The organism is Massilia cellulosiltytica, assembly GCF_047325105.1.
Taxonomy (GTDB): Bacteria; Pseudomonadota; Gammaproteobacteria; order Burkholderiales; family Burkholderiaceae_D; genus Telluria; species Telluria orientalis.
Genome location: NZ_CP168562.1, coordinates 6,165,455 through 6,189,590, shown reverse-complemented (window position 1 = coordinate 6,189,590; position 24,136 = coordinate 6,165,455). Strand labels below are relative to the sequence as shown.

The following is a 24,136-nucleotide window of genomic DNA, read 5'->3' as shown; positions in this document are numbered from 1 at the left end:
CCCTGCAACATTTCCTGGCTTAGAATGGGCGCGGCAGTCCATCCCATCAGGAGACCCGCATGCGCTTCGCCCTCGTTTCGTCGTTGGTACTGATGCTTGTATTGGCCGCGCCCGCGCCCGCACCCGCACGCGACGCCGGTATCGATATTCCGATCCCCGATATTCCGTACTCGAAATTTGTCCTGAAGAACGGTCTGACGGTGATCGTTCACGAAGACCACAAATCGCCCGTCGTGGCCGTCAACACGTGGTATCACGTGGGCTCGAAGAACGAAAGGCCCGGCAAGACGGGCTTCGCGCACCTGTTCGAGCACCTGATGTTTTCCGGCAGCGCCAATTTTAATAAGACGTTCCTGTCGGCACTGGAAGGCATCGGCGCCACCGACCTGAACGGCACGACGAACAAGGACCGCACGAATTACTTCGAGACCGTGCCGACCTCGATGCTCGACTATGCGCTGTTCGCCGAGAGCGACCGCATGGGACACCTGTTGAACGTGCTCGACCAGAAGAAGCTCGACCTGCAGCGCGGCGTCGTCCAGAACGAGAAACGGCAGCGCGAGAACCAGCCGTACGGCATCGTCGAGCAGATCGTCACGGAGAACACATGGCCGGCCAACCACCCGTATTCGTGGACCGTGATCGGGGCGATGGCCGACCTCGACGCCGCATCGATGACGGACGTCACCGACTGGTTCAAGGGGCATTACGGCCCGAACAACGTCGTGCTCGTGCTGGCCGGCGACATCACGCCGCAGCAGGCCCGCGAGAAGGTCGAAAAATACTACGGCGACATTCCGCCCGGCCCGCCGCAGGCCCACCAGCAGGCGTGGGTCGCGAAGCGCAGCGGCACGCACCGGGGCCAGGTCCAGGACCGCGTGCCGCAGGCCCGCATCTACCGCCTGTGGAACGTGCCCGGCGCCGATACGCTGGAGGAACCGCTGCTCGACCTCGCCGCGCAGGTGCTGGGCGGCGGCAAGACGTCGCGGTTGTACCAGCGCCTCGTCGTCAAGGAACAGTTGGCGACGTCGGTCGGCACCGGCAACGATTCGAACGAAATCGCCGGCCAGTTCGGCATCAACCTGACTGCGAAGCCGGGAGCGCCTGCGGCCGACGTCGCGCGCATGGAAACATTGGCCGACGAGGAATTGCGCGCGCTGATGAAATCCGGCCCGACGGCCGCCGAACTGCGGCTTGCGCAGACGACGATCCTCGCGCAGCACGCGCGCGCCGTCGAGCGCGTGGGCGGCTTCGGCGGCAAGAGCGACGTGCTGGCGCGCTGCGCCACGTACACGGGCAATCCGGACTGCTACAAACTGTACCTGCAGCGCATCAAGGACGCGACGCCGGCGGCGGTCTGCAAGGCGATGCTCGACTGGCTGGCCGACGGCGACTATGTGCTGGAGGTCGATCCATTCCCGGCCGGGCTCGCGGCGGGGGCGTCCACGGTGGACCGCAGCAAGGGCCCGCCGGCCGGCCATCCGGAAACCTTGACCCTGCCGCCCATGCAGAAGACGACGCTGTCCAATGGCATGAACGTCGTGCTGGCCGAGCGCCACGGCGCGCCCGTGATCAACTTGTCGCTGATGCTGGGTGGCGGCTTCGCGTCCGACTCGCAGGCACTGCCGGGCCTCGCGAGCCTCACCTTGCGCATGCTGGAAGAGGGGACGACGTCGCGCAGCGCACTGCAGATCAGCCGCGAACTGGAAGCGTTGGGCGCATCGTTCGGCACATCGATCAACCTCGACGGCGCGTTCGTCAACATGAACGTGCTCAAGCCGACGCTGGCGCAGGCGCTGGGGCTGTACGCCGACCTCGCGCTGCGTCCGGCCTTTCCGCAGGCCGATTTCGAGCGCGTGCGCAAGACGCGGCTGGCCGCGATCCAGCGCGAGCAGACGGTGCCGCGCCTGATGGCCTTGCGCGTGCTGCCGCCGCTGCTGTACGGCCCCGGCCATCCGTATTCCCTGCCGCTGACGGGCACCGGCACGGAAGCCGCGGTGGCGCGCATGACGCGTGCCGATCTCGAGGGCTATCACGGCAGGTGGTTCAAGCCGAACAACGCGACCCTGCTCGTCGTCGGCGACACGACCCTGGCCGAACTGACACCCCTGCTGGAGCACGCGTTCGGCGCGTGGCAGGCCGGCACCTTGCCTGCGCACGACATCGCCAGGGTCGACCAGCCGGCCGGCACGACGATCTACCTGATCGACCGTCCGGGCGCGCTGCAGAGCGACATCGTCGGCGCCCAGCTGGCGCCGCCGCGCAATACGCCGGATGCCGTCGCGCTGAACCTGCTCAACGATGTGTTCGGCGGCACGTTCAGTTCGCGCCTGAACATGGATTTGCGGGAAGATAAACACTGGTCGTATGGCGTCGGCTCGTCGCTCGTCGCGGCGCGCGGGCAGCGCATCCTGGTCAGCGATTCACCGGTCCAGACCGATAAAACGGCCGACGCGCTGCGCGAGCTGGCGCGCCAATACGCCGAGCTGGGCGGCGCCCGCCCCGTTACGCCGCGCGAACTGCAGGATGCGCAGGCGAATGAGACGCTGGGCCTGCCCGGTTCGTTCGAGACGGTCAGCCAGCTCAGCAATGCCTACGCGACGATCCTGCAATACGGCCTGCCCGAGGATTACTACAACACGTACACGGCGACGGCGCTGGCCGTCACGCCCGCGCAGCTGAACGCGCTCGCGGCGCGCGTGGTGCTGCCGCGGCAACCCGTGTGGATCGTCGTCGGCGACATGAGCAAGATCGAGGCGACTATCCGCGCGCTGAACCTGGGACAAGTACGCCGGATCGACGTCGACGGCAAGGCATTACCCTAGCGGTTTCGCCTGCTTCTGCGTGCGTTCCTGGTAGCGCTGGAACACCTCGAAGCGCTTCTCGCGCCGCAGAATCTTCGAATGCGGATCGAGCGTGACGGTCGCGTACGGCGGCAGCGCGATGCTGCCGTGTCCATCCGCCATCGGCAGGGTGACGATGCGCCCGTCCACGCGCACGTCGAGCGGCATCGGGAACGGGGTAGGTGCGGCCGTCTTCCACGCGAGGTCCAGCGTGTCGCCGCGGCGCGTGGCCACGAGCTCGGGCAGCGCGGCCTGGTACATATAGGCCTGGAAGAACCAGCCGAGGTCGCGTCCGCTCGCGCGCTGGACGATGGCGATGAAGTCCGGCGTCGTCGCATAGCGCGGCAAGAAATTGCCGGGACGTGGGTCGGGTGTGCCGTACACGAGTTCGCGCACGGCGCGGAAGAAGGCGTCGTCGCCGATCAGGCCGCGCAAGGTGTGCAGCACGAGCGAGCCTTTCGAATAGATGTCGCCGCCGGGACCGCCGCGCTTGAGGTCGTAGACGTCTTCCTCGCGCTTGTGCTTGCCGGACACGAGCGGCGCCTTGTTGCGGATGCCCGCGCGTTGCTGCATCAGCGCGGCGAAATATTCCTGGTCGCCGTGCAGGTATTGCATGTACAGCGGCTGCATGTAGGAGCCGAGGCCCTCGTGCAGCCACATGTCGTCCCAGTCGGCATTCGTGAGCTGGTTGCCGAACCATTCGTGGGCGAATTCGTGCTGCAGCAGGTCGTCGTAGCCGTACGGCGTCTTGACGTATTTGTTGCCGTAGGCATTGATGGTCTGGTGTTCCATGCCCTTGTGCGGCGTTTCGACGACACCCATTTTCTCGTCGGCGAACGGGTAGGGACCGATCGTCGATTCGAAGAAATCCAGCATCTTCGGGAATTCCGAGAACAGGTCTTGCGCATGCGCCTTGTTCTGCGGCAGGTACCAGAACCGCAGCGGGATCGTATTGCCGTAGCGGCTGCGGTACTCGCCGGACAGCACCTCGTACGGCCCCACGTTGATGGCGATGCCGTAGGTGCTCGGGTACTTTGCGCGCCAGTGCCACGTGCGCCAGCCGTTCGCTTCCGTCATGCCCATGGCCACGCCATTGCCCGCGGCCACGAGCGGCGCGGGCACGGTGATGTGTTCGTCGACGACCTTCGGCTTGCCCATCGGATGGTCGATGCACGGCCAGAACAGGTCGCAGCCTTCGCCTTCGACGGCGCTCGCGACCCACGGCTTGCCGTCCGGCGTGCGCGCCCACACGAAGCCGCCGTCCCAAGGCGCGCGCTTGGCCACGTGCGGTTCGCCGTGGTACGTCACGCGCACCCTGACCTGGCGGCCCGGTTCCAGCCGCTGCGGCAGCGCGATCGTCAGCTTGCCGTCCGGATTGCGCCACCGGTCGGCCGCGAGCGGCTGGCCGTCGACCATGATGGCGTCGATGGGCAGGTTGCGGTCCAGGTCGAGTTCGATGCTGTCCAGCGCCGCGCCGGCGCTGAACGTGAGCGTCGCGTCGCCGCGCAGGCTGCGGCTGTCCGGGTCGATGCGCAGGCTCAGGTCGGCATGGTCGAACGACAGCGCCTGCTGCGCGCGACTACGCTGCGCGCCCGAGTTGACGGTGTAGTCGGTGAGGGCGGGCTGGCTGGCGCAGCCGGCGAGCAGCGCGCACAAGGCGGCGATGGCGGTTCTTTGCATGATGCAGGGAATTTAGCACAGCGGAAACCGGCGCCACCAAATCGCCTGCCGGTGGATACTGCGTGGCGAGGAGGACTTTACATGATCGACCTGGACATCGATATCGGCCGCACCGCCCTGGTGCTGATCGATTTGCAGAACAGTAATGTGAAACGCGACCTGGCCCCGTACACGGCCGAGCAGGTGGTGGGCAACTGCGTGCTGCTGTCGGGCGAAATGCGCGACCGCGGCGGCATGGTGATCTTCGTGCGCGTGCTTGTCGACCAGATGCAACTGCCGCCGGCCGACGCCCCGCTGCGCAAACCCGGCACGCCCGCGCCGCCGCCGGATGCGTCGCTGCTGGCGCCGGACGCGCAGGTGCAGGCGCAGGACATCGTCGTGACGAAGCGCCAGTGGGGCGCCTTCTACGGCACGGAACTGGACCAGCTGCTGCGCCGGCGCCACATCAAGACGATCGTCCTCGGGGGCATCGCCACCAACTTCGGCGTCGAGTCGACGGCGCGCGCCGCGTTCGACCGCGGCTATGAGCTCGTCTTCGTCGAGGATGCGATGAGCAGCATGGCGGCGGACGCGCACGCGTTCGCCTGCGGGCGCATCTTCCCCGTCATGGGCAAGGTGCGCTCGACGCGCCATGTGATCGACGCGTTGCAGGCGGGGACGGGGGACGCCTGACGCACCCGACGTCGTCCCCGCGCAGGCGGGGATCCAAGTTTTGCCAGCAGATCGAACAAATTGGGTTCCCGCCTGCGCGGGAACGACGGTTTTTCGGCAGCGGGCTTATTTGCGCGGCGCCGGCTGCTGGCTGCTGGCGGCCTGCTGCTGTGCTTGCACTTGCGCCTGCCGCTGCTGCTCCTTCTCCTGCTTCTTGGCCATGTGGTGGCCGATGGCGCAGCCGGCGGCAGCGCCCAGCAAGCCATGCTTGCCGGCCATATGCCCGCCGACGCCACCGACGATGGCACCTTTCGCGCAGCTGGGTTTGGCATAGGCGGCGCCTGTCGAGGCGAGCGAGAGCATCAGGGTTGCGGCGATCAGTTTGGTGTTCATAAGTCCTCCATGGTGATGCAATCAACGGCTGGATGCCGTCCATGGATGACAGTGTCGCTGCAGCCGCGCCGGTTGAATGTTCGCCAGATCACCGTTGCGGCCGACTGTAATGTTGGCTAGCCCTTGCGACGGATCTCCGCCGCGATCTCGTACGAGCGCAACCGCGCCGCGTGGTCGTAGATCTGCGACGTGATCATCAGCTCGTCCGCGCCGGTGCGCACGATGAAGTCCCTGAGCTGCCGTTCGACGGTCTCGGGCGAGCCGATCGCCGAGCACGACAGCACGCCGTCGAGCATGCCGCGTTCCGCCGGGCCGAGCAGGTCGAGATAGCCTTCGACGGGCGGTTTCAGACGCGTCGGATGGCCGCTGCGCAGGTTGACGAACGCCTGTTGCATGGACGTCGCGCGCCACTGGGCTTCCGCATCGGTCTCGGCGGCGAACACGTTAAAGCCGAGCATCACGTACGGCTTGTCGAGCTGGGCCGAGGGGCGGAAGTTGGCGCGGTAGATCTCGATGGCCTGCATCATCATCTGGGGCGCGAAGTGCGACGCGAACGCGTACGGCAGGCCCAGCATCGCCGCCAGCTGCGCGCCGAACAGGCTGGAGCCGAGGATCCACACGGGCACCTTGAGGCCGGCACCCGGCACCGCGCGCACGTGGCGGCGCGGGGCGTCCGCAAAATAATCCATCAGTTCCACGACGTCCTGCGGGAATTCGTCCGCGTCGGAGGCGAGATTGCGGCGCAGCGCGCGGGCCGTCGCGTGGTCGGAACCGGGCGCGCGGCCGAGGCCCAGGTCGATGCGGCCCGGGAACAGCGATTCGAGCGTGCCGAACTGTTCGGCGATGACGAGCGGGGAATGGTTCGGCAGCATGATGCCACCGGCGCCGAGGCGGATGGTGGAGGTGCCGTTGCCCACGTGGGCGATCAGCACCGCCGTCGCCGCACTGGCGATGCCCGGCATGCCGTGGTGTTCGGCGAGCCAGAAGCGGTGGTAACCCCAGCGTTCGCCGTGCTGCGCGAGGTCGAGCGTGCGGCGGAACGATTCGGCAGCGTCGCTGCCTTCGGTGATCGGGGCGAGGTCGAGTATCGAGAAAGGAATCATCGGTGCATTCATCGCCTCATGATACGCCGATCGAATTTTTCGCGTGCGCCACGGTCCGGAACGGCATATGATGGCCTGTTGAACAATGTCTCCACGGCATCTCCGTTTGCTCAACATGCGTATTTACCTGCTTCCCTGCATCGCCGTGCTCGCTGCCGGCTGCACCTTGCCTGCCCGTGTACCGAGCGTGCCCGCGGCCGATGTCCCACGGCTGGACGTGCGCCGCTTTCCCCAGATCGACGCCGCCATCGAGGGCGCTATCGACGCCCGCAAGTTGCCCGGCGCCGTATTCCACCTGGAGCACGAGGACGCCGTCTACGAACGCGCCTACGGCCGCCTGACCTACGAACGGGATGCGCCGGTCGTCACGACGGCGACGACATTCGACGCCGCGTCCCTGACGAAAGTGCTCGCGACGGCGCCGTCGGTGCTGATCCTGGCCGAGCAGGGGCGCATCGGCCTGGATGACAGGCTCGTCAAATATTTCCCCGAATGCGCGGGCGGCGGCAAGGAAACGATCACGATCCGGCAATTGCTCACGCACAGCTCGGGCTTGCCCGCCGGGCTGCCGGCCGTGCCTGCATGGAAAGGCCGCGCGGCCGCGCACAAGCTCGCGTGCGACCAGGTTGTTACGCACCCGCCCGGTACGTTCTTCCGCTATTCCGACGTCAATTACGTGCTGCTGGGCCAGGTCGTCGAAAAGGTCACGGGCACGCCGCTGGACGATTACGCGCAGTCGCACATCTACGCGCCGTTGGGGATGCGCGACACGGGCTACCTGCCGCTGCGCCGGGTCGACGTCGAGACGATCGCGCCGACCCAGGTGGGCAGCGCGGACGGGAAAGGCGCGCATGGCGACCTCACGCCGGGCGAGCTCCTGCGCGGCGTCGTGCACGATCCGACGGTGCGCCGCATGGGCGGTGTGGCGGGCTCGGCCGGTGTGTTCACGACCGTCGGCGACGTGGCGCGCTACGCCCGCATGCTGCTGGCGGGCGGGGTGCTGGACGGCGTGCGCATCCTGAGCCCGGACAGCGTACGCCTGCTGACGACGGTGCAATCGCCCCCAGGCCTGGCCAGGCGCGGCCTCGGCATGGACATCGATTCGCCGTACGCGAAGCGCCCGCGCGGCACCGTGTACCCGGTCGGCAGCTATGGCCACACCGGCTTCACGGGCTGCATCCTGTGGGTCGATCCGCAGTCGAAGTCGTTCTACGTGTTCTTGTCGAACCGCGTCTATCCGGACGACAAGAGCAACATCCTCGACCTGTACACGCGGATGGGCACGCTTGCGGCGCAGGCAGCTGGGGCGCACTGATTTTTGTTTCCGCGAGGCTAACGCGCGCACCCTTCACGGCGATCTCTTTAAACTCCGCCTCCACAGTATCTTCTTGATATTGCAGAGTTTTTTTTGCCCCAAATCCATTCTCTGAGGAGAGCGATATGAAAATGAATAAGTTACTGAAGGGCCTGCTGGGTGCTGCCGTCTCGGTGGCGATGTTCGGTACGGTCAACGCGCAGGCGCAGACCGGTTCGTCGACGGGCAGCAGCGCGACCGCGCAGGATCAGTCGACGTCGGGCAGCTCGACCACCAAGAAACACACGAAGAAGAAACACCATAAGAAGAGCAGCTCGAGCAGCGGTTCGAGCGGCACCAGCGGTTCCTCCAGCAGCGGTTCGTCGTCGAGCGGCAGCCAGGATACCCAGGGCACCTCCGGTTCGTCGGGTAGCATGGGCACCGGCACCGGCACCAGCGGCGGCAGCGGCACGTCGGGCGGCTCGGGTACCGGCACCGGCGGCAGCATGGGCACCGGCAGCGGCACGACCACGCCGCCGACCGGTACCGGCACCGGCTCATCAGGTTCGAGCGGCGCCACCGGCACCACCGGTTCCGGGTCGTCGGGCACCAGCGGCATGAGCGGCAGCACCGGCGCCAGCGGCACCGGCCTGTCCGGTTCGAGCGGCATGAGCGGCACGGGCTCCGGTTCGGGCACGGGCACCAGCGCGACCGGCACGGGCGCAGCGGGCACCGGCACCAGCTCCAGCACGACCAGTGGCAGCCAGGGCACCGGTAGCCGCGGCTACTGATGGGCCCGATGCGGCGCCCGCGGCGCCGTGTTTCGCGCAACACCAGCCTGCGGGCTGGTTTTTTTTTGCCCAATGCAAACAACGCGTGCGGCCGTCCCAGCCTTGGTATAACATGGTTTCCCTAAAAATGGTTGCGCAAACATTCAACAACGACGAGGAATCATGATGGAGACAACACGCATCGCGGCGCGCCTGCTGGCGCTCGCGGCGGCAAGCGCCTGCCTGCCGGGGCAGGCGGCCGACCTGGGCCTGGCCCGTATTTTTGCCGACCACGCGGTCCTGCAGCGCGACCAGCCGATCGCCGTGTGGGGCACGGCCGGCGCCGGCAGCAAGGTGAGCGTCACGCTGGGCGGACGCACCGTGACCGGCACCGCGGATGCCCGCGGCAAGTGGAAGGCGCAATTGCCGCCGCAGCCGGCGGGCGGACCGTACACGCTCACGGTCGCCGCGGGCGGCCAGACCGTCAGCCGCGCCGACATCCTCGTCGGCGACGTCTACCTGTGCTCGGGCCAGTCGAACATGGAATTTGCCGTGCACAACTCGACCAACGCGTGGTCGACCACGATGACGGCGGCCAACGACAAGATCCGCTTCCTGAACGTGGAGAAGAACAGCACGGCCGCGCCGCAGGATGAGCTCAAGGGCCCGGTCGCATGGAAAATCGCGGGGCCGGACACCATCGGCGATGCGTCCGCCGTGTGCTACTACATGGCGCGCTCGCTGCAGGGCAGCTACAAGATCCCGGTCGGCTTCGTCAATGCCAGCTGGGGCGGCACGACGATCCAGGGCTGGATCGGTGGCGAGTCGCTGCGTACTGTGAGCGACTACACGGCCGGCGTCGACGCCGTCAAACAGTACGGCGCCGATCCGGTTGCCGGCATGCGCGCCGAGGACGCCCGCAACGAGGCCTGGTGGACGGCGCACGACCCGGCGGCGGCCGCGCAGCGAGCGTGGATCGCGCCGGACTTCGACGACAGCGCGTGGCCCACCGTCACGCCGACCGGATCGTGGAAGGACAGCGGCGTGGCCGGCTTCAAGGACTTCGACGGCGTCGCGTGGTACCGCACGACGATCACCCTGACGGAAGCGCAGGCCAAGGCCGCGAACGCGGTGCACCTGGGTCCCGTCGACACGTACGACACGACGTGGGTCAACGGCGTGCGCGTGGGCGGCGTCAGCACGGGATGGATCTGGCGCGACTACGATGTGCCGGCCGGCGTGTTCAAGCCGGGCCGCAACGTGATCGCCATGCGCGTGCTGAGCGGCGGGCAGGGCGGCGGCCTGTCGGGACCGGTGGACAAGCGCAGCATCGGCCTCGCGGACGGCCAGGCGATCCCGCTGCCGGCCGCATGGAAGGTCCAGCGCGGCGGCGCCATGAAAGGCCAGTCGGTGCCGCCGGCGGCGTGGTCCGTGCCGACGAGCCTGACCACGCTGTACAACGGCATGATCGCGCCGCTGGTCGGCTATAAGTTCAAGCTGGCCGCGTGGTACCAGGGCGAATCGAACGCCGGCGCGGCGCAGGAATACCGCACGTTGCTGCCGCTCTTGATGCGCGACTGGCGCCAGCGCTTCGGCCAGCCGACGCTCCCGTTCTTCGTCGTCCAACTGACGTCGTATGGATCGCCGGCGAAAGTGCCGGGCCAGTCCGGCTGGGCCGAGCTGCGCGACGCGCAGGCGGCCGCGGTGGCGAACGACCCGCACGCGGGCCTGGCCGTCACGATCGACGTGGGCGACCGTTTCGACATCCACCCGACCCAGAAGACGCTCGTCGGCGAGCGCCTCGCGCGCGCGGCCCGCGCCGTCGCGTATGGCGAGAAAACGATCCCCGGCAGCCCGACGGCCGTGTCGGCACAGCGCAAGGGCGGCGACATCGTCGTGACGTTCAAGGACACGGGCGGCGGCCTGGCGACGTATTCGTCCGACCGCGCCAACGCGTTCGAGGTGTGCGCGGGCACGACGTGCCGCTATGCCGATGCGCGCGTGGCCGGCGACACCGTCGTCCTGGCCGGCGCCGGCACGCCGGACGTCACGCGCGTGCGCTACGCGTGGGCCGACGCGCCGTTCGTGAACCTGTTCGGCGCGGACGACCTGCCGGCCGCGCCGTTCCAGCTCGAGGTGCGCTGACGGTGCGCTGAAAGTTCAAGCCTCGAGCATAGCGCCGGTCTTGCTGTAGCGGGTGTGCCACGCGTACGCCTGCTCCAGCACGTGCGGCGTCTGGCCGCCGCGCTGCTGCGCTTCGGCGACGTAGGCGCGCAGCATCGATTTGTACGGTTCGGCCGTGCACTGTTCGATGATGACCTCGGCCCGCTCGCGCGGCGCGAGGCCGCGCAGGTCGGCGAGGCCCAGTTCCGTGACGATGATGTCGACGTCGTGCTCCGTGTGGTCGACGTGCGTCACCATCGGCACGATCGACGACACCTTGCCGCCCTTGGCCGTGGCCTTGGTCGCGAAGATCGACAGATAGGCGTTGCGCGCGAAGTCGCCCGAGCCGCCGATCCCGTTCATCATGTGCGTGCCCAGCACGTGCGTCGAATTGATGTTCCCGTAGATGTCCGCTTCCAGCGCCGTGTTGATGGCGATGATGCCGAGGCGGCGGATCACTTCCGGGTGGTTGGACACTTCCTGCGGGCGCAGCACGAGCTTGTCGCGGTAGCGGCCGAAGTCGCGGAACACCTGCCGGCTCTTTTCCGGCGACAGCGTGATCGACGAGCCGGACGCGAAATCCAGCTTGCCCGCGTCGAACAGGTCGAACGTCGAATCCTGCAGCACTTCCGAATACATCGTCAGGCGCTCGAACGGGCTCTCGGCAAAGCCGGCCAGCACCGCGTTGGCGATCGTGCCGATGCCGGCCTGCAGCGGCAGCAGTTCCTTCGTCAGGCGGCCCGCCTCGATTTCCCGTTCGAAGAAGCGGATCAGGTGGCCCGCGATGGCGGCCGTCTCGCTATCGGCCGGCAGCACGGACGACGTCGAATCCGGCTGGTCGGACAGCACGATCGCGACGATCTTCTCGGGCGGGATGGCGATCCACGGCGTGCCGGCGCGGTCGTCGGCCGACATGATCGGGATCGGTTCGCGCAACGGGCGCTTCTTCGGAATCCAGATGTCGTGCAGGCCTTCCAGGCCGGCCGACTGGGCGAGGTTGATCTCGACGATCACCTTGTCGGCCAGGATCGCGAAGCTGGCGCTGTTGCCGACGGAGGTCGTGGGCACGACGGCGCCGTCTTCCGTGATCGCCACCGCTTCCACGATGGCCACGTCGACCGGGGCGATGTGGCGGCTGCGCAGCTGTTCGACGGTCTCGGACAGGTGCTGGTCGATGTACATCACCTCGCCGCGGTTGATCGCCGCGCGCAGCACGGGGTCCACCTGGAACGGCAAGCGGCGCGCCAGCGCGCCCGCTTCGGTGAGGCGTTTGTCGGTGTCGTTGCCGAGCGAGGCGCCCGTCATCAGCGTGATCTTCAACGGCTCCGTGCGGGCGCGCTCGGCCAGCGCGGCCGGCACGAGCTTGACGTCGCCGGCGCGGGTGAAGCCGCTCATGCCGACGGTCATGCCGTCCTTGATCCAGCGCGCGGCCTCGTGCGCACTGGTGACGCGGCCGCGCAGCGAGGCGCAGCGGATACGGTCCAGGTATTCTGTCTTCATGTCTTTCTCGGGTCTACGTCGGGGTGGAACTAGCTGAGCCGGTAGTTCTCCGGCAGCAGCGGGGGAGGCAGGTCGCGGTCGCCCAGGGCGGTGCGCAGGTCGATCTCGATCGTGCGGCACAGGGCCTCGAGCGGCAGGCCGTTGTCGGACGCGCGGAAGGGTTCCTCGAGTTCGTCGCCGAGGGCGTCCAGGCCGAAGAAGGTGTAGGCCACGATGGCCGAGACGAGGGGCGTCAGGTAGCCGATCGTGTCCACGAGGCCGAACGGCAGCAGGAAGCAATACAGGTACGCCGTGCGGTGCAGCAGCAGCGTGTACGAAAACGGGATCGGCGTGCCGCGGATACGTTCGCAGGATGCGGCCACCGCCGTCATCGCCGAGAAGCTCGTATCGATGGACGGTGCGAGGCAGGCGTCCAGGCGGCCCGTGCGCAGGCATTCTCCGAGGTCGGCGCCCATCTCGAGCATCAGCGCGTACGGGACGTTCGATTGCGTGCGCACGCGTTCCCATTCGGCTGGTGCGATCCACGGCGCGACGTCGGCACTGCCGCCGGTGTCGCCGCGCAGCCGGTGGCGCAGCGCATGCGCGTACGCGATGGCGCGGCGAATGATGCGCAGGTGGGGATCGTCTGCGGCCGGATGGCCGGGCGCGACGAGCGACAGGCACTGGCGCGCGAGGCTGCGGCTGCGCAGTATCAGTTCTCCCCACTGCTTGCGGCCTTCCCAGTAGCGGTCATAGGCCGCGTTGTTACGGAAGCCGAGGAAGATCGCGAGGGGGAGCGCCATCAGCGTGAACGGCGTCGTCGTGAAATGCAGCTTGTGGTGGCCGAACTGGCCGTCGGTCCACGTGACGACGACCGCCAGCAGCGTACTGACCGCGAGGTGCATCCAGATGCGCGGCAGGATCGAGCCGCGCATGATGAAGAACAGCCGCAGGGCCGATGGGCGGTCGCGGACGATCACGTCCGCCTCCAGGCCCGGTCATCCATGAAGTGCATAAGAGGCATGGTCGTCTATTCTGGACTTCACACTCGGAAACTCCCAATTCACATTCCCCATGTCCGTCATGAACGATGTGAATGCTTGCATGATCATAAACCTTTCGTGTGCCGCCGTTGCTGCGAAACGGCTATCGTCACGCCCATCGATCGCACGGAGACCATCATGAAGACACGTCAGCTGGGCAATGAAGGATTGCACGTCTCGGCCATCGGCCTGGGCTGCATGGGCATGAGCGATTTCTACGCCAACCGCGACGACGCCGAATCCATCGCGACGATCCAGCGCGCCATCGACCTGGGCGTCACGCTGTTCGACACGGCCGACATGTACGGCCCGCACACGAACGAGGTCTTGCTGGGCCGTGCGATCCGCGGGCGGCGCGAGGGACTCGTCATCGCCACCAAGTTCGGCGTCAAAAGAACGCCCGAGAGTCCGGGCGATTTCAGCGTCTCCGGCCGCCCCGAGTACGTACGCGCCGCCTGCGAGGGGAGCCTCAGGCGGCTCGGCATCGACACGATCGACCTGTATTACCAGCACCGCGTGGACCCGGCCACGCCCATCGAGGACACGATGGGCGCGCTGGCGGACCTCGTCCGCGCCGGGAAGGTGCGCCACGTGGGCTTGTCCGAGGCGTCCGTACAGACGATCGAACGCGCCGTGAAAGTGCATCCGGTGACGGCGCTGCAGAGCGAGTACTCGTTATGGACGCGCGACCCCGAGGATGGCGTGCTCGATGCGTGCCGCCGCCACGGCATCGGCTTCGTGCCATACAGCCCGCTGGGCCGCGGCTTCCTCACGGGCGAGATCCGTACGCCGGACGATTTCGCGCCGGACGACTACCGCCGCAACAGCCCGCGTTTCCAGGGCGCGAACTTCGCGCAGAACATCGCGCTCGTCGACAAGGTGCGCGAACTGGCGCGCGAGGCGGGCTGCACGCCGGGCCAGCTGGCGCTCGCGTGGGTGCTGGCCCAGGGGCCGGACATCGTGCCCGTTCCCGGCACCAAGCGCCGCGCCTACCTCGATGAGAACGTGGAGGCCGTCGACATCGACCTCGGGCCGGCGCAGTTGACCGAGCTGGAAGCGATCTTTCCGCGCGGGGCGGCGGCGGGGACGCGGTATCCGGAAGGGGCGATGGGCGCGGTGAACCGCTAAGCAACACAACGTCGTCCCCGCGGAGGCGGGGACCAGGTTTGCATGCGTTTCGACAGCTCATGAACAATCAGACCCCGCCTTCGCGGGGTCGACGGGTCGGAGCCAACCCTGTAATCCACCGATCGCCTCTTCCTTCGACTTCGCCTCGACCTCGATCCACGGCGCCTCCGCATACGCCGCCGGCATCGTCGTGATCAGGTCCGAATGCTGGCGATCGTTGAACCCGTCGCGCCCGTTCGAGATGTGGACGACCTGGTGCGCCGGCACGGGCCACGTCGCGCGCGCCGCGGCGAGCATCGCGGCCACGCTCGGGTCGTCGTAGCTGGCCAGCTTGTCGTGCACGATGTGGTGGTGCGCGTCGAACACCATCGGCACGCCGGCGCGCATGCACACGTCGTGGATCTCGTCCGCGCCGTATGAATATTCATCGTTCTCCAGGCACAGGCGCAGGCGGATCGCGTCGGGCAGCGCACGGATGCGCTCGACGAGCGCGCCGCTGCGGTTCGCCTTGCCGCCGTGGATCTCGAGCAACGCCCACGGCGAGCGCGGTTGCTCCAGCAGGTCCATGATGTCGGCGTGCATCTGCAGGATCTTGACGCTGTTGGCGACGACGTCGGGCGAGTCGGAACTGAGCACGACGAACTGGTCCGGATGCATCACGAGGCGCAGGCCGAGTTCCGTCGCGCGCCGGCCCGTGCGCGCGAGCGCGGGCACGAGGGGCTGCATCACGGCGCGGCCGATGTCCTCGTCGAAGAACGGGAAGATCGACGACGGCATGCGGTACAGGCGGATGCCGTTGCGGCGGCAGTATTGCAGCGCGCCGTCCAGCGTCTGCAGGTTGTCGCGGTAGATGTCGTCGAGCAGCTTGCGCTGGCCGTCGTCCGACTGCTCCAGCAGGCGCTTGCGCGTCACGGTGCGGTAGCGGATGTCCTTCGAGACGGTGATGCAGACCAGGCCGAGCTGGGGTGGGGACGAGACGGGCATGGACGAAGCAGGAGCGTTGACGTTGGGGCCATGGTCCCCCGATCCACCCATGCCGTCAAACCAATGCGGCGCAGAAACCCATCAGCGGCGGGTCAAACGCGGTTCAGCCGCAATTCGGGGTCAGAGCACATTTTCGGCGCAATTCGGGGTCAGAGCACTTTTTTGAGAAATTGTTCGGCAGCTAAACGGTCCAGTGATCGCAGCGCCGTCCTGCTTCAGGCAGGTCACTCGGCAGCAATGAAATGAGGCGTTGGCTGCTTCGGAGACATTGCTGCGAAATGTGCTCTGACCCCGAATTTGGGAAAAAATGTGCTCTGACCCCGAATTTTTCAGGCGGGTTCGGTGACCGGCAGCAGCGGCAGCGTCACCGTGAACGTGCTGCCGCGCCCCGGTCCGGCGCTGGCGGCGTCGACCTGGCCGCCGTGCAGTTCGACGAGCTTGCGCACCAGGGCGAGGCCCAGGCCCAGGCCGCCCTGGGCGCGGTCGAGCGTGCGCGAGGCTTGCGTGAACAGGTCGAACACGACGGGCAGCAGGTCGGGACCGATGCCGTTGCCGTTGTCGCGCACGGCCAGGAAGGCCTGGCCGTCGGCGGCTTCCAGTTCGACTTCGATGTGGCCGCCCTCCGGCGTGTACTTGGCGGCATTGGTGAGCAGGTTCGCGACCACCTGCACGAGGCGCGTGTGGTCGCCGTCCACCATCACGGGCGCTTCGCCGAGCGCGACGTCGAGGCGGTGGCGGCGCGCGTCGACGAGCGGGCGGACCTGTTCGGCGGCCTCCGCGACGACGCGGCGCAGGTCGATCGGCTGCCTGGCCACGGCGACGAGGCCGCGCGTGACGCGCGAGACGTCCAGCAGGTCGTTCACGATGTGGCGCATGTGCGCGACCTGGCGCGCGATGATGTCGCTGATCTGCTTCACGCGCGGCTCGCCCGCATAGGCCAGGCGCAGCATGTCGGCCGCGCTGGAAATCGGCGCCAGCGGGTTGCGCAGTTCGTGCGCCAGCATGGCGAGGAATTCGTCCTTGCGCCGGTCCGCGAGCTGCAGCGCTTCTTCCGCGCGCTTGCGCTCCGTGATGTCGATCGCGACGACGTGCACGACGGTGCTGCGGCCGTCGGCGCCGAGGCCGAGGCGGCCGCGCATGTCGATCCACGCGAGGCGGCCGTCGTCGGCGCGGCGCACGCGCGGCGTGGCGCGGTATTCGCCGCCGGCACGGATGGCCTGTTCGACCGTGTCGCGCAAGGGCTGGCGGTCGTCCGGATGGACGAGCTTCTGCAGCTCGGCGATGTTGTGCCAGCTCTTGCCGAACACGCTGTGCAGGTTGGCCGAGAAGCTGACCTGGCCGCTGTGCGGATCGCGCTCCCACACGGCCATGCGGGCGGCGACGAGGCCCTGCTGCAGGCGCTCCTCGCTGTAGCGCACGGCGCGTTCCGCCCGTTCCAGCGGGGTGACGTCGGTGCACGTGCCGAACCACTGGACGATCTGGCCGGCCTCGTCGCGCAGCGGCGCCACCGACGTGAAGAAGCTGCGGTAGCGGCCGTCCGCGCCGCGCAGCGGGAAGGTCATCTGCGCCATGTTGCCGCTGGCGAGGGCTTCCTTCCAGCGCCGCATCACCTGCGGCAGCACTTCGGGATCGTGGTAGCGGTGCCACTCGGCGGCGCCCGCGCTCCCCGGCGGGCTGCCCGTGAATTCGTGCCAGCGGTCGTTGAACCAGACGATGTTGCCTTCCGGGTCGGCCATCCACACGAGCTGCGGGATGTTGTTCGCGAGCTGCAGGAACTTGCGGCGTTCTTCTTCCAGGCGCGCGCGCTGTTCGTACAGGCGGTCGAGCATGCGGTTGAGCGCGCGCGCCAGGCTGACGACTTCGCGCGAGCCCTCGAGCGGCGCGCGTTGGGTGCCGATGTCGTCGCCCAGGCTGGCGGAGAACGTCTCCAGGCGGCGCAGGTCGCGCGTGAGGCCGTGCGCCAGCCGCGCCGCGAGGATGAACACCACCAGCGCAAGCAGGCAGGCCACGACCAGGATCAGGAGGTACTGCGGCCCCGACGTCTCGAGCGGCAGCGGCAGGCGGCGCTCGTCCTCGCGCAGCACGAGGCCCACGTGGGCCAGGCGCGGCGGCAGCGGCACGGGTGCCGCGATCTCGTGCGGCACCGCCGCCTTCCGGCCCACCGGTGCGGGCGCGAGCACGGACCACGACGTGGGCTTCAGGTCGGCCAGCCGCACCTTGTACACCAGGGCGCCTTCCGGCGTGCGCGTGCGCTGGTAGCGCAGCAGCACGACGCCGAGCAGCTCCCCGCCGTCAGGACCGGTCTGCAAGGTGGCCCGGTCGTCGCCATTTTCCAGACGCGCGCGCAGCCACGCCATGTCGGCGTCCGTGAAGCCGGGCACCCCGTTGTCCGCGATTTCCTTGCCCTCGAAATCCGTGAACAGCAGGCGCAGCGGAATGCCGTTCATCTGGCGCAGGCCGTGCAGGAACGGCGTCAGGTAGGTTTCCTTGCCGGCGCTGTCGACGAGCGCCGTGGCCAGGATCGGGCTCGTCCCCACTTCGTGCAGGCGCGTGACGACCGCTTCCAGGTTGTGGCCGACGGTCGTGGCGTGGAACGCGACTTCGCGCTCCTGCAGCAGGGCGTTGGCCTGCGCGCGCTGGTGGTCGATCAGCCAGAACGAGACGCCGGCGATGAGCAGCACGGCGGCCGCCGTCAGGATCGCGGCCGCGTGCGCGAAGCGGCGCGCGAGGCTGGCCGGGGCGGATGCGTCGATCATGTCAGTCGCCCGCAGGCACCAGGACGCCGTCCGCGCGGTAGCGCGCAAGCAGCAGGTCGTCCGGGCCGAGCGCTTCGTGGCGGGCAGGCGTGAACGGCGGCGCATACGTCTTGACGAGGCCGTGGACCGTGCCGAGACGCTCGAGCGCGTCGCGCACGGCCTTGCGGTCGGTGCTGCCGGCGCGGTCGATCGCGAGCGCCAGGATGTGCGTGAGGTCGTAGGCGTGCGCGGCGCCCACGGGACCCTTGATGTCCTCGATGCGGCGCACCTTCGACACCTGCGCCGCGCTGGCGAGGAAGCGCTTGACGCGCGCCGGGTCGGCGCGGAAGAAGCTGAAGGTCTGGATCACGGACAGGTCGACCTGCTGCAGCGCCGGTCCCGCCTGGGCCGCGAATTCGCCGCCCGTCACGCCCCAGTGGCTCAGGATCGGCAGGCGTTGCGCTTTCGGCAGCGCGGCCACTTCGCGCACGAGGATCGCCGCCTCGTCGTCGTTGGCGACGAGGACGATGGCCTGGGCGCCGGCCGCGCGCAGGTGCTGGTAGTTGTCGACGAGGCTCGTGTCGCGCCAGTTGTACCACGAGGTACCGACGAGCTTCAGCGCGGGCAGCTTCTCGGCCGCGCGGGCCGCCGCCTGGGCATTGCTGCGGCCCCAGGACGTGTTGGTCAGCAGCAGGCCGATGCGGTCGAGGCCGCGCCGCTGCGCCGTCTGCAGCAGCTTCGGCATGGCCAGCGAATCGCGCAGCGACAGGCGGTACACGTAGTTCGGACGCATCTCGTTGTCGACGATGATGTCGGCCGACGACCACGGCGCCATGAACAAGGTGTGCGTCGCGCGCAGCGTCGGCAGCTCCTCGATGACGACGGGGCTGAAGCGGCCGCCGAACACCGCCACGAGATCGGGCATCGCCGCGAACTCCTGGATGTTGCGGATGCCGCGCGCCGGGATCGAACGATGATCTTTCGTCACGACCTGCAAGGGCCGGCCGTGCAGCACGCCGCCCGCTGCGTTGATCTCGGCGATGGCCGCGCGCATGCCCAGCTCGACGGCCTGGGCCGATGTCGAATTGTCCAGTCCGAATTCGCCGTCGATCCCCAGCAGCACGGGCCGCGGCGCGGCCGCGCGGGCCGTCGGCAGCAGCATGCCGGGCAACGACAGGGCAGCGAGAAACCGGCGGCGGGACGACGAGGGGTAGTGGGATGCGGACATTGGCAATCGCTGATGTGACGGAGCGGAATCTGGAATTCTAACGTTATACCGGCAGGCTTTACCTCATTCTGCGACGAAATAGCGTTGCGGTGTCGCAACTGAATGTTCCGTGAATAAATATGGCGTGTATCATTAAATCGTGACACGGTCTCCGCCCACGCAGGCGCGGCACGTGCGGGCCCCATCCTCGCCCTTTCACCGCTCCGGCCCGCCGCCACGACCCGCCGCGCGCATCCGCAGCATTACCGTTTCCGTCGAGGTACACATGCATATCCAGAGTCTCAAAATCGGAGCCCGGCTCGGGCTCGCGTTTGCCGCCGTGCTCGCGCTGTCGGCCATGCTGACCGTGGTCGGCGTACTGCGCCTGCAGCAGGTGGTCGGCGCGACCGCGGACATGGACGCGTCGATCAGCAAGACCCGCCTGGCCGACCGCCGGCTGGCCAGCACCCGCATCAACCGTGCCCTCACCGAAGCGCGCCTGCGTGCCATCGACGCCCAGGACCGTGAGCGGATCAACGCCAGGATGAAGGCGAACAGCGAAGAGATCAGCCGCATCGACGAGGACTTGCAGCGCCTCGTCGCGAGCAACGAAGGCAAGCGGCTGATGGCGGCCCTCAGCGAGCGGCGCAAGGCCTACACGACGGCGCGCAAGAAGCTGTTCGCACTCATGGAAAGCGGCACCATCGACGCGGCCGCCATCGAGCGCGCCGCCGATGCCGGCATGAATCCGGCGCTTGCGGCGTACGAAGCGGCGGCGGCCGACCTGGCCGAACACCAGAAGAAGGGCGTGGACGACGCCAAGGCGCGCGTCGAGGGCATCGCGGCGAGCGGACGCCTGCTGCTGGTGGGCGTCGGCATCGCGGTCGTGCTGCTGGGCGCGGCGCTGGCGTGGTGGCTTGCGCGCAGCATCACCGGCCCGCTGCGGCGCGCGGTGGCCGTGGCCAACGCCGTCGCGCAGGGCGACCTGACGACGCGCATCGACGTCGCGAGCCGCGACGAGACGGGCGAACTGATGATCGCGCTGCAGACCATGAACGCGAACCTGAACGCGCTGGTGACGCGCGTGCGCAGCGGCGCCGACACCATCGCCACCGCCGCCGTCGAGGTGGCCAGCGGTAACCACGACCTGTCGGCGCGCACCGAGGAGCAGGCCAGCGCGCTGGAGGAAAGCGCGGCGTCGATGGAAGAATTGACGAGCACCGTGCGCCAGAACGCGGAGAATGCCCGGCAGGGCAACCAGATGGCCGTGTCGGCATCGAGCGTGGCCGTGCGCGGCGGCGACGTCGTCGCGCAGGTGGTCGCAACGATGGGCGCGATCGACGCGTCGTCGAAGAAGATCGTCGACATCATCGGCGTCATCGACGGCATCGCGTTCCAGACGAATATCCTCGCCCTGAACGCGGCCGTGGAAGCGGCGCGCGCGGGCGAGCAGGGCCGCGGCTTCGCCGTCGTCGCGAACGAGGTGCGCACGCTGGCCCAGCGCTCGGCCGGGGCGGCGAAGGAGATCAAGGAACTCATCGGCGACTCCGTCGAGAAGGTCGCCGCCGGCTCGCACCTGGTGGGCGAGGCCGGCACGACGATCCAGGAAGTCGTCGCCAGCGTGCGCCGCGTCTCGGACATCATGGCCGAGATCTCGGCCGCGTCGGGCGAGCAGAGCGCCGGCATCGAACAGGTCGGCGCCGCGATCCAGCAGATGGACCAGGTGACGCAGCAGAACGCGGCATTGGTCGAGGAGGCCGCCGCGGCCACGGAATCCATGCAGGAACAGGCGCGCAGCCTGGCCGAGGCGGTCAGCGCGTTCAAGCTGGACCATGCGGCCGCAGCTGCATCCCGTACGCCGTCCCGGCCGCAGCCGGCACTCGCCGCACGTCGTCTGGCAGCTGCTCGCGGCACAGGCTTTTAAGGGAGAACGCCGGCTTCGCGCCCGCCGCTCTGCCTTCCGGCAGCGGCGGGCGCCGCCGTTTACGGACGTGTATTTTGCGCCATCCTGGTGCGCATTGCCGCACCGGAATAGTGATGCCCGCTCCGCCTTGGTGCGGATAGCTGGAAATTGCGTGATTTTGTGGACTGATGGCAACAAATGAGTACCGGTAGCCGTTAAACTGCTCTACAGTTTGGTAGCGCCACCATACCTACAAACAGTCGCTTCTGCCTGCCATCGCCATGTTCAAACACTTCAGCATCAAGACCCGTCTCATCTTCCTGACCGTACTGTTGAGTGCGGTTTCTATCGTCGTGGGCGTCGTCGGCCTCGTCAACCAGGGCGCCACGAATGCCGCGCTGGGCACCGTGTACAACGACCGCCTGATACCCCTCAGCCAGCTCAGCCATATCCTGTCGCTGATGCAGCAGAACCAGAATGCCCTGTCGAGCGCCGCGCTGGCGGCCGAGCCGGACAACGGTTCCGTGATCGCGGAAGTCGAAGCACGCATCCAGGAAATCAGTACGCTGTGGGACCGGTACAAGGCAACCTACCTGACGCCGGAAGAAAAAGTCCTGGCCCAGACGTTCATCGAGAGCCGCCTGGCGTTCGTCCGGGAAGGCCTGAAGCCGACCATGGCCGCGCTGCGTGCCAACGATGCGGACGAGGTCCGGAAGCTGGTCAAGGGGCCGCTGGCGTCGCGCTATCTGCCGGCGCAAAAGAACATGCAGGCGCTCGTGCAATTGCAGCTGGACGTGGCGCAAGCGCAATACGGCGCCGCGCTGGCACGCTACGAACGCACGCGCAATCTCGCGATCGCCCTGATCGTCATCGGCGCGCTCGCCGGTGCCGGCGTCGCCACGTGGCTGATCCGCGGCATCGGCGCATCGCTGGCCGAAGCCTCGCGCGTGGCACGCAGCGTGGCGGCCGGCGATCTCACCCAAACCGTGCACATCGAGCGCAACGACGAGATCGGCGAGCTGCTCGGCGCGCTGCGCGCGATGAACGCATCGCTGGCGGACATCGTCGGCGAGGTCCGCGGCGGCACCGATACGATCGCGACGGCCTCGCGCCAGATCGCGGCCGGCAACCAGGACCTGTCGGCGCGCACCGAGCAGCAGGCGTCGTCGCTGGAAGAGACGGCCGCATCGATGGAAGAACTGACGTCGGCCGTGAAGCACAACGCGGACAACGCGCGTCAGGCCAATGCGCTGGCCGAGGCGGCGCGGGGCGTGGCGGAGCGCGGCGGCGCGGTCATCGACGACGTGGTCGGCACGATGGGCGACATCAGCGACGCGTCGCGCCGTATTGCCGAGATCATCGGCGTCATCGACGGGATCGCGTTCCAGACCAACATCCTCGCGCTCAACGCGGCCGTGGAGGCGGCGCGCGCGGGCGAGCAGGGGCGCGGGTTCGCCGTCGTGGCGTCCGAGGTGCGCAACCTCGCGCAGCGCTCGGCCGGCGCGGCGAAGGAGATCAAGGGACTCATCGAGAGCTCGGTCGAGCGCGTGGAGACGGGCGGGCGGCTCGTGGGGCAGGCCGGCGCGACGATGCGCGAGATCGTCGACAGCGTGCGGCGCGTGACGGACATCATGGGCGAGATCACGTCGGCCAGTGCCGAACAGACGGCCGGCATCGGCCAGATCAACGTCGCGGTGGCGCAGATGGACCAGGTGACGCAGCAGAACGCCGCGCTGGTCGAGGAAGCCGCCGCCGCGGCCGGCACGATGCACGAACAGGCGCAGCGCCTGGCGGCGTCGGTCGGCGTGTTCCGTGTGGGCCCGCGGCCGGCGCAGGCGACGCGGCCAGTAGCGGACGCTCAGCCGCGTCCGGCACTGGCGCGGGCCTGAATCAGAACTTGGACTTCTGCGCCTGCAGCTGTTCGCGCAGCTGGTGCGCGTTGAAATGGCTGTAGTCCTTGTTCAGTTCAAGGTCGACGAGCGGCTTGAGCTGGTTGTCCAGCTGGCCGCGCAGCACGCCGAGGAACTTCGGCTCGGCCACCAGTTCCAGTTTCTGGAAGCGCTGCTCCTGCCAGCTCTTCAGCAGGTAGTTGCAGATGTCCCTGGCAAAGAACTCGGCGTCGTGCTGTTCCGGTGTCTGCGCCGGCTGGTATTGCTTGTTCGGCGTGGCGCCGCCCGTGTTGTGGATGCTCTGGCCGGCCGAGGTCGGGCCGAGCCGGTCGGTGTTGATGTCGGCGTCGCGCAGGCGCGCGTTGGCGCTGACCATGTCCTCGACTTCGATGTACGGCTGCTTCGGGTCCGATTCGGCGAAGATGCGGGCGCGGCCCGCGTCGGCGGATACGATCCAGGTGGTAGGCATGCTTTCCCCCTTTTTGTCCAAAATAAATTTGAAGATGTAGGCCCCACCGGGGCCATACAGGCTGAGGGAGAGTCTATCCCAACCAGGATTTTCGGGAAGTACGAAAGGCGCTAGACTGGCGCCATGCAAAAACTCCTCATCGTTCTCGGCCTCGTGCTGCTCGCCGCGGGGCTCCTCTGGCCCTGGCTGCGCCGGTTCCCGTTCGGCCGCCTGCCCGGCGACATCCATGTCGTCCGCGACGGTTTTTCCTTCAACTTCCCCATCGTCACCTGCCTCGTCATCTCGATCGTCGTCTCGATCGTGCTGTGGTTCTTCCGCCGCTGATTAGCAAGATTTGACAAACACGGTCGGAATTTCAACGAGACAATGCGCCCCATACGAAGACGAGAGACGCTGCAGCGT

18 protein-coding genes are annotated in these 24,136 nt (G+C 67.9%); 9 read left to right on the top strand and 9 right to left on the bottom strand.

The genetic code is table 11. The features are described from left to right. Nucleotides 1-59: 59 nt before the first annotated feature. Complete coding sequence (locus ACEN9H_RS27100) at nucleotides 60-2,825, top strand: M16 family metallopeptidase (RefSeq protein ID WP_413672742.1); 2,766 nt, start codon at nucleotides 60-62, stop codon at nucleotides 2,823-2,825. Here the strand turns inward: ACEN9H_RS27100 and ACEN9H_RS27095 are convergent. Then, on the bottom strand, nucleotides 2,817-4,523 hold the full coding sequence (locus ACEN9H_RS27095) for a M1 family metallopeptidase (RefSeq protein ID WP_413672741.1): 1,707 nt from the start codon (nucleotides 4,521-4,523) through the stop codon (nucleotides 2,817-2,819). The genes ACEN9H_RS27100 and ACEN9H_RS27095 overlap by 9 nt on opposite strands. A gap of 81 nt (nucleotides 4,524-4,604) precedes the next feature. Between ACEN9H_RS27095 and ACEN9H_RS27090 the strand changes: the two genes are divergently transcribed. Then, nucleotides 4,605-5,195 carry an isochorismatase family protein gene (locus ACEN9H_RS27090; protein ID WP_056126835.1) on the top strand — a complete coding sequence of 197 codons (591 nt, stop codon included), beginning with the start codon at nucleotides 4,605-4,607 and terminating at the stop codon, nucleotides 5,193-5,195. A 105-nt stretch (nucleotides 5,196-5,300) separates the two neighbouring features. Here ACEN9H_RS27090 and ACEN9H_RS27085 read toward each other — a convergent pair whose 3' ends face one another. Further along, on the bottom strand, nucleotides 5,301-5,567 hold the full coding sequence (locus ACEN9H_RS27085) for a hypothetical protein (RefSeq protein ID WP_413672740.1): 267 nt from the start codon (nucleotides 5,565-5,567) through the stop codon (nucleotides 5,301-5,303). 116 nt (nucleotides 5,568-5,683) lie between these two features. Next, nucleotides 5,684-6,670, bottom strand: coding sequence for an LLM class flavin-dependent oxidoreductase (locus ACEN9H_RS27080; protein WP_413672739.1), 987 nt, complete (start codon nucleotides 6,668-6,670; stop codon nucleotides 5,684-5,686). A 115-nt stretch (nucleotides 6,671-6,785) separates the two neighbouring features. Between ACEN9H_RS27080 and ACEN9H_RS27075 the strand changes: the two genes are divergently transcribed. The 3 genes from ACEN9H_RS27075 (at nucleotide 6,786) to ACEN9H_RS27065 (ending at nucleotide 10,879) form a co-directional block, all read left to right on the top strand. Continuing rightward, nucleotides 6,786-7,985, top strand: coding sequence for a serine hydrolase domain-containing protein (locus ACEN9H_RS27075; protein WP_413672738.1), 1,200 nt, complete (start codon nucleotides 6,786-6,788; stop codon nucleotides 7,983-7,985). 131 nt (nucleotides 7,986-8,116) lie between these two features. After that, nucleotides 8,117-8,755, top strand: a complete 639-nt coding sequence (locus ACEN9H_RS27070) for a hypothetical protein (RefSeq protein WP_413672737.1) — start codon at nucleotides 8,117-8,119, stop codon at nucleotides 8,753-8,755. A 162-nt stretch (nucleotides 8,756-8,917) separates the two neighbouring features. Further along, the gene (locus ACEN9H_RS27065; protein ID WP_413672736.1) at nucleotides 8,918-10,879 is read left to right on the top strand and encodes a sialate O-acetylesterase; all 1,962 of its coding nucleotides are present in this window, start codon (nucleotides 8,918-8,920) and stop codon (nucleotides 10,877-10,879) included. A gap of 15 nt (nucleotides 10,880-10,894) precedes the next feature. On the opposite strand, the gene ACEN9H_RS27060 is transcribed toward ACEN9H_RS27065, so the two are convergent. Next, nucleotides 10,895-12,397: an acetyl-CoA hydrolase/transferase family protein gene (locus tag ACEN9H_RS27060; protein ID WP_413672735.1), complete on the bottom strand. Its 1,503-nt coding sequence runs from the start codon at nucleotides 12,395-12,397 to the stop codon at nucleotides 10,895-10,897. Between the two features lie 29 nt (nucleotides 12,398-12,426). Further along, nucleotides 12,427-13,356 carry a bestrophin family protein gene (locus ACEN9H_RS27055; RefSeq protein WP_413672734.1) on the bottom strand — a complete coding sequence of 310 codons (930 nt, stop codon included), beginning with the start codon at nucleotides 13,354-13,356 and terminating at the stop codon, nucleotides 12,427-12,429. A gap of 201 nt (nucleotides 13,357-13,557) precedes the next feature. On the opposite strand from ACEN9H_RS27055, the gene ACEN9H_RS27050 reads away from it, so the two are divergent. Continuing rightward, the gene (locus ACEN9H_RS27050) at nucleotides 13,558-14,547 is read left to right on the top strand and encodes an aldo/keto reductase (protein ID WP_413672733.1); all 990 of its coding nucleotides are present in this window, start codon (nucleotides 13,558-13,560) and stop codon (nucleotides 14,545-14,547) included. A 57-nt stretch (nucleotides 14,548-14,604) separates the two neighbouring features. Here the strand turns inward: ACEN9H_RS27050 and ACEN9H_RS27045 are convergent, their stop codons facing one another. From ACEN9H_RS27045 to ACEN9H_RS27035, 3 genes are all read right to left on the bottom strand, one after another. Continuing rightward, nucleotides 14,605-15,531 carry a UV damage endonuclease UvsE gene (locus tag ACEN9H_RS27045; protein WP_413672732.1) on the bottom strand — a complete coding sequence of 309 codons (927 nt, stop codon included), beginning with the start codon at nucleotides 15,529-15,531 and terminating at the stop codon, nucleotides 14,605-14,607. Nucleotides 15,532-15,860: 329 nt separating this feature from the next. After that, a complete protein-coding gene (locus ACEN9H_RS27040) occupies nucleotides 15,861-18,287 on the bottom strand; it encodes an ATP-binding protein (RefSeq protein WP_413672731.1) in 2,427 nt (808 codons plus the stop codon). A 1-nt stretch (nucleotide 18,288) separates the two neighbouring features. After that, nucleotides 18,289-19,494 (bottom strand): ABC transporter substrate-binding protein, encoded by a 1,206-nt coding sequence (locus tag ACEN9H_RS27035; RefSeq protein WP_413672730.1) that lies wholly within the window; start codon nucleotides 19,492-19,494, stop codon nucleotides 18,289-18,291. Between the two features lie 265 nt (nucleotides 19,495-19,759). On the opposite strand from ACEN9H_RS27035, the gene ACEN9H_RS27030 reads away from it, so the two are divergent. Continuing rightward, complete coding sequence (locus tag ACEN9H_RS27030) at nucleotides 19,760-21,397, top strand: methyl-accepting chemotaxis protein (protein ID WP_413672729.1); 1,638 nt, start codon at nucleotides 19,760-19,762, stop codon at nucleotides 21,395-21,397. Nucleotides 21,398-21,657: 260 nt separating this feature from the next. Further along, complete coding sequence (locus ACEN9H_RS27025; protein WP_413672728.1) at nucleotides 21,658-23,265, top strand: methyl-accepting chemotaxis protein; 1,608 nt, start codon at nucleotides 21,658-21,660, stop codon at nucleotides 23,263-23,265. A 1-nt stretch (nucleotide 23,266) separates the two neighbouring features. Here the strand turns inward: ACEN9H_RS27025 and ACEN9H_RS27020 are convergent, their stop codons facing one another. Continuing rightward, nucleotides 23,267-23,734: a host attachment protein gene (locus ACEN9H_RS27020; protein WP_413672727.1), complete on the bottom strand. Its 468-nt coding sequence runs from the start codon at nucleotides 23,732-23,734 to the stop codon at nucleotides 23,267-23,269. Nucleotides 23,735-23,857: 123 nt separating this feature from the next. Between ACEN9H_RS27020 and ACEN9H_RS27015 the strand changes: the two genes are divergently transcribed. Beyond that, entirely contained in the window at nucleotides 23,858-24,058 is a 201-nt protein-coding gene (locus ACEN9H_RS27015) for a DUF2905 domain-containing protein (RefSeq protein WP_413672726.1), read from the top strand. Nucleotides 24,059-24,136 lie beyond the last annotated feature (78 nt).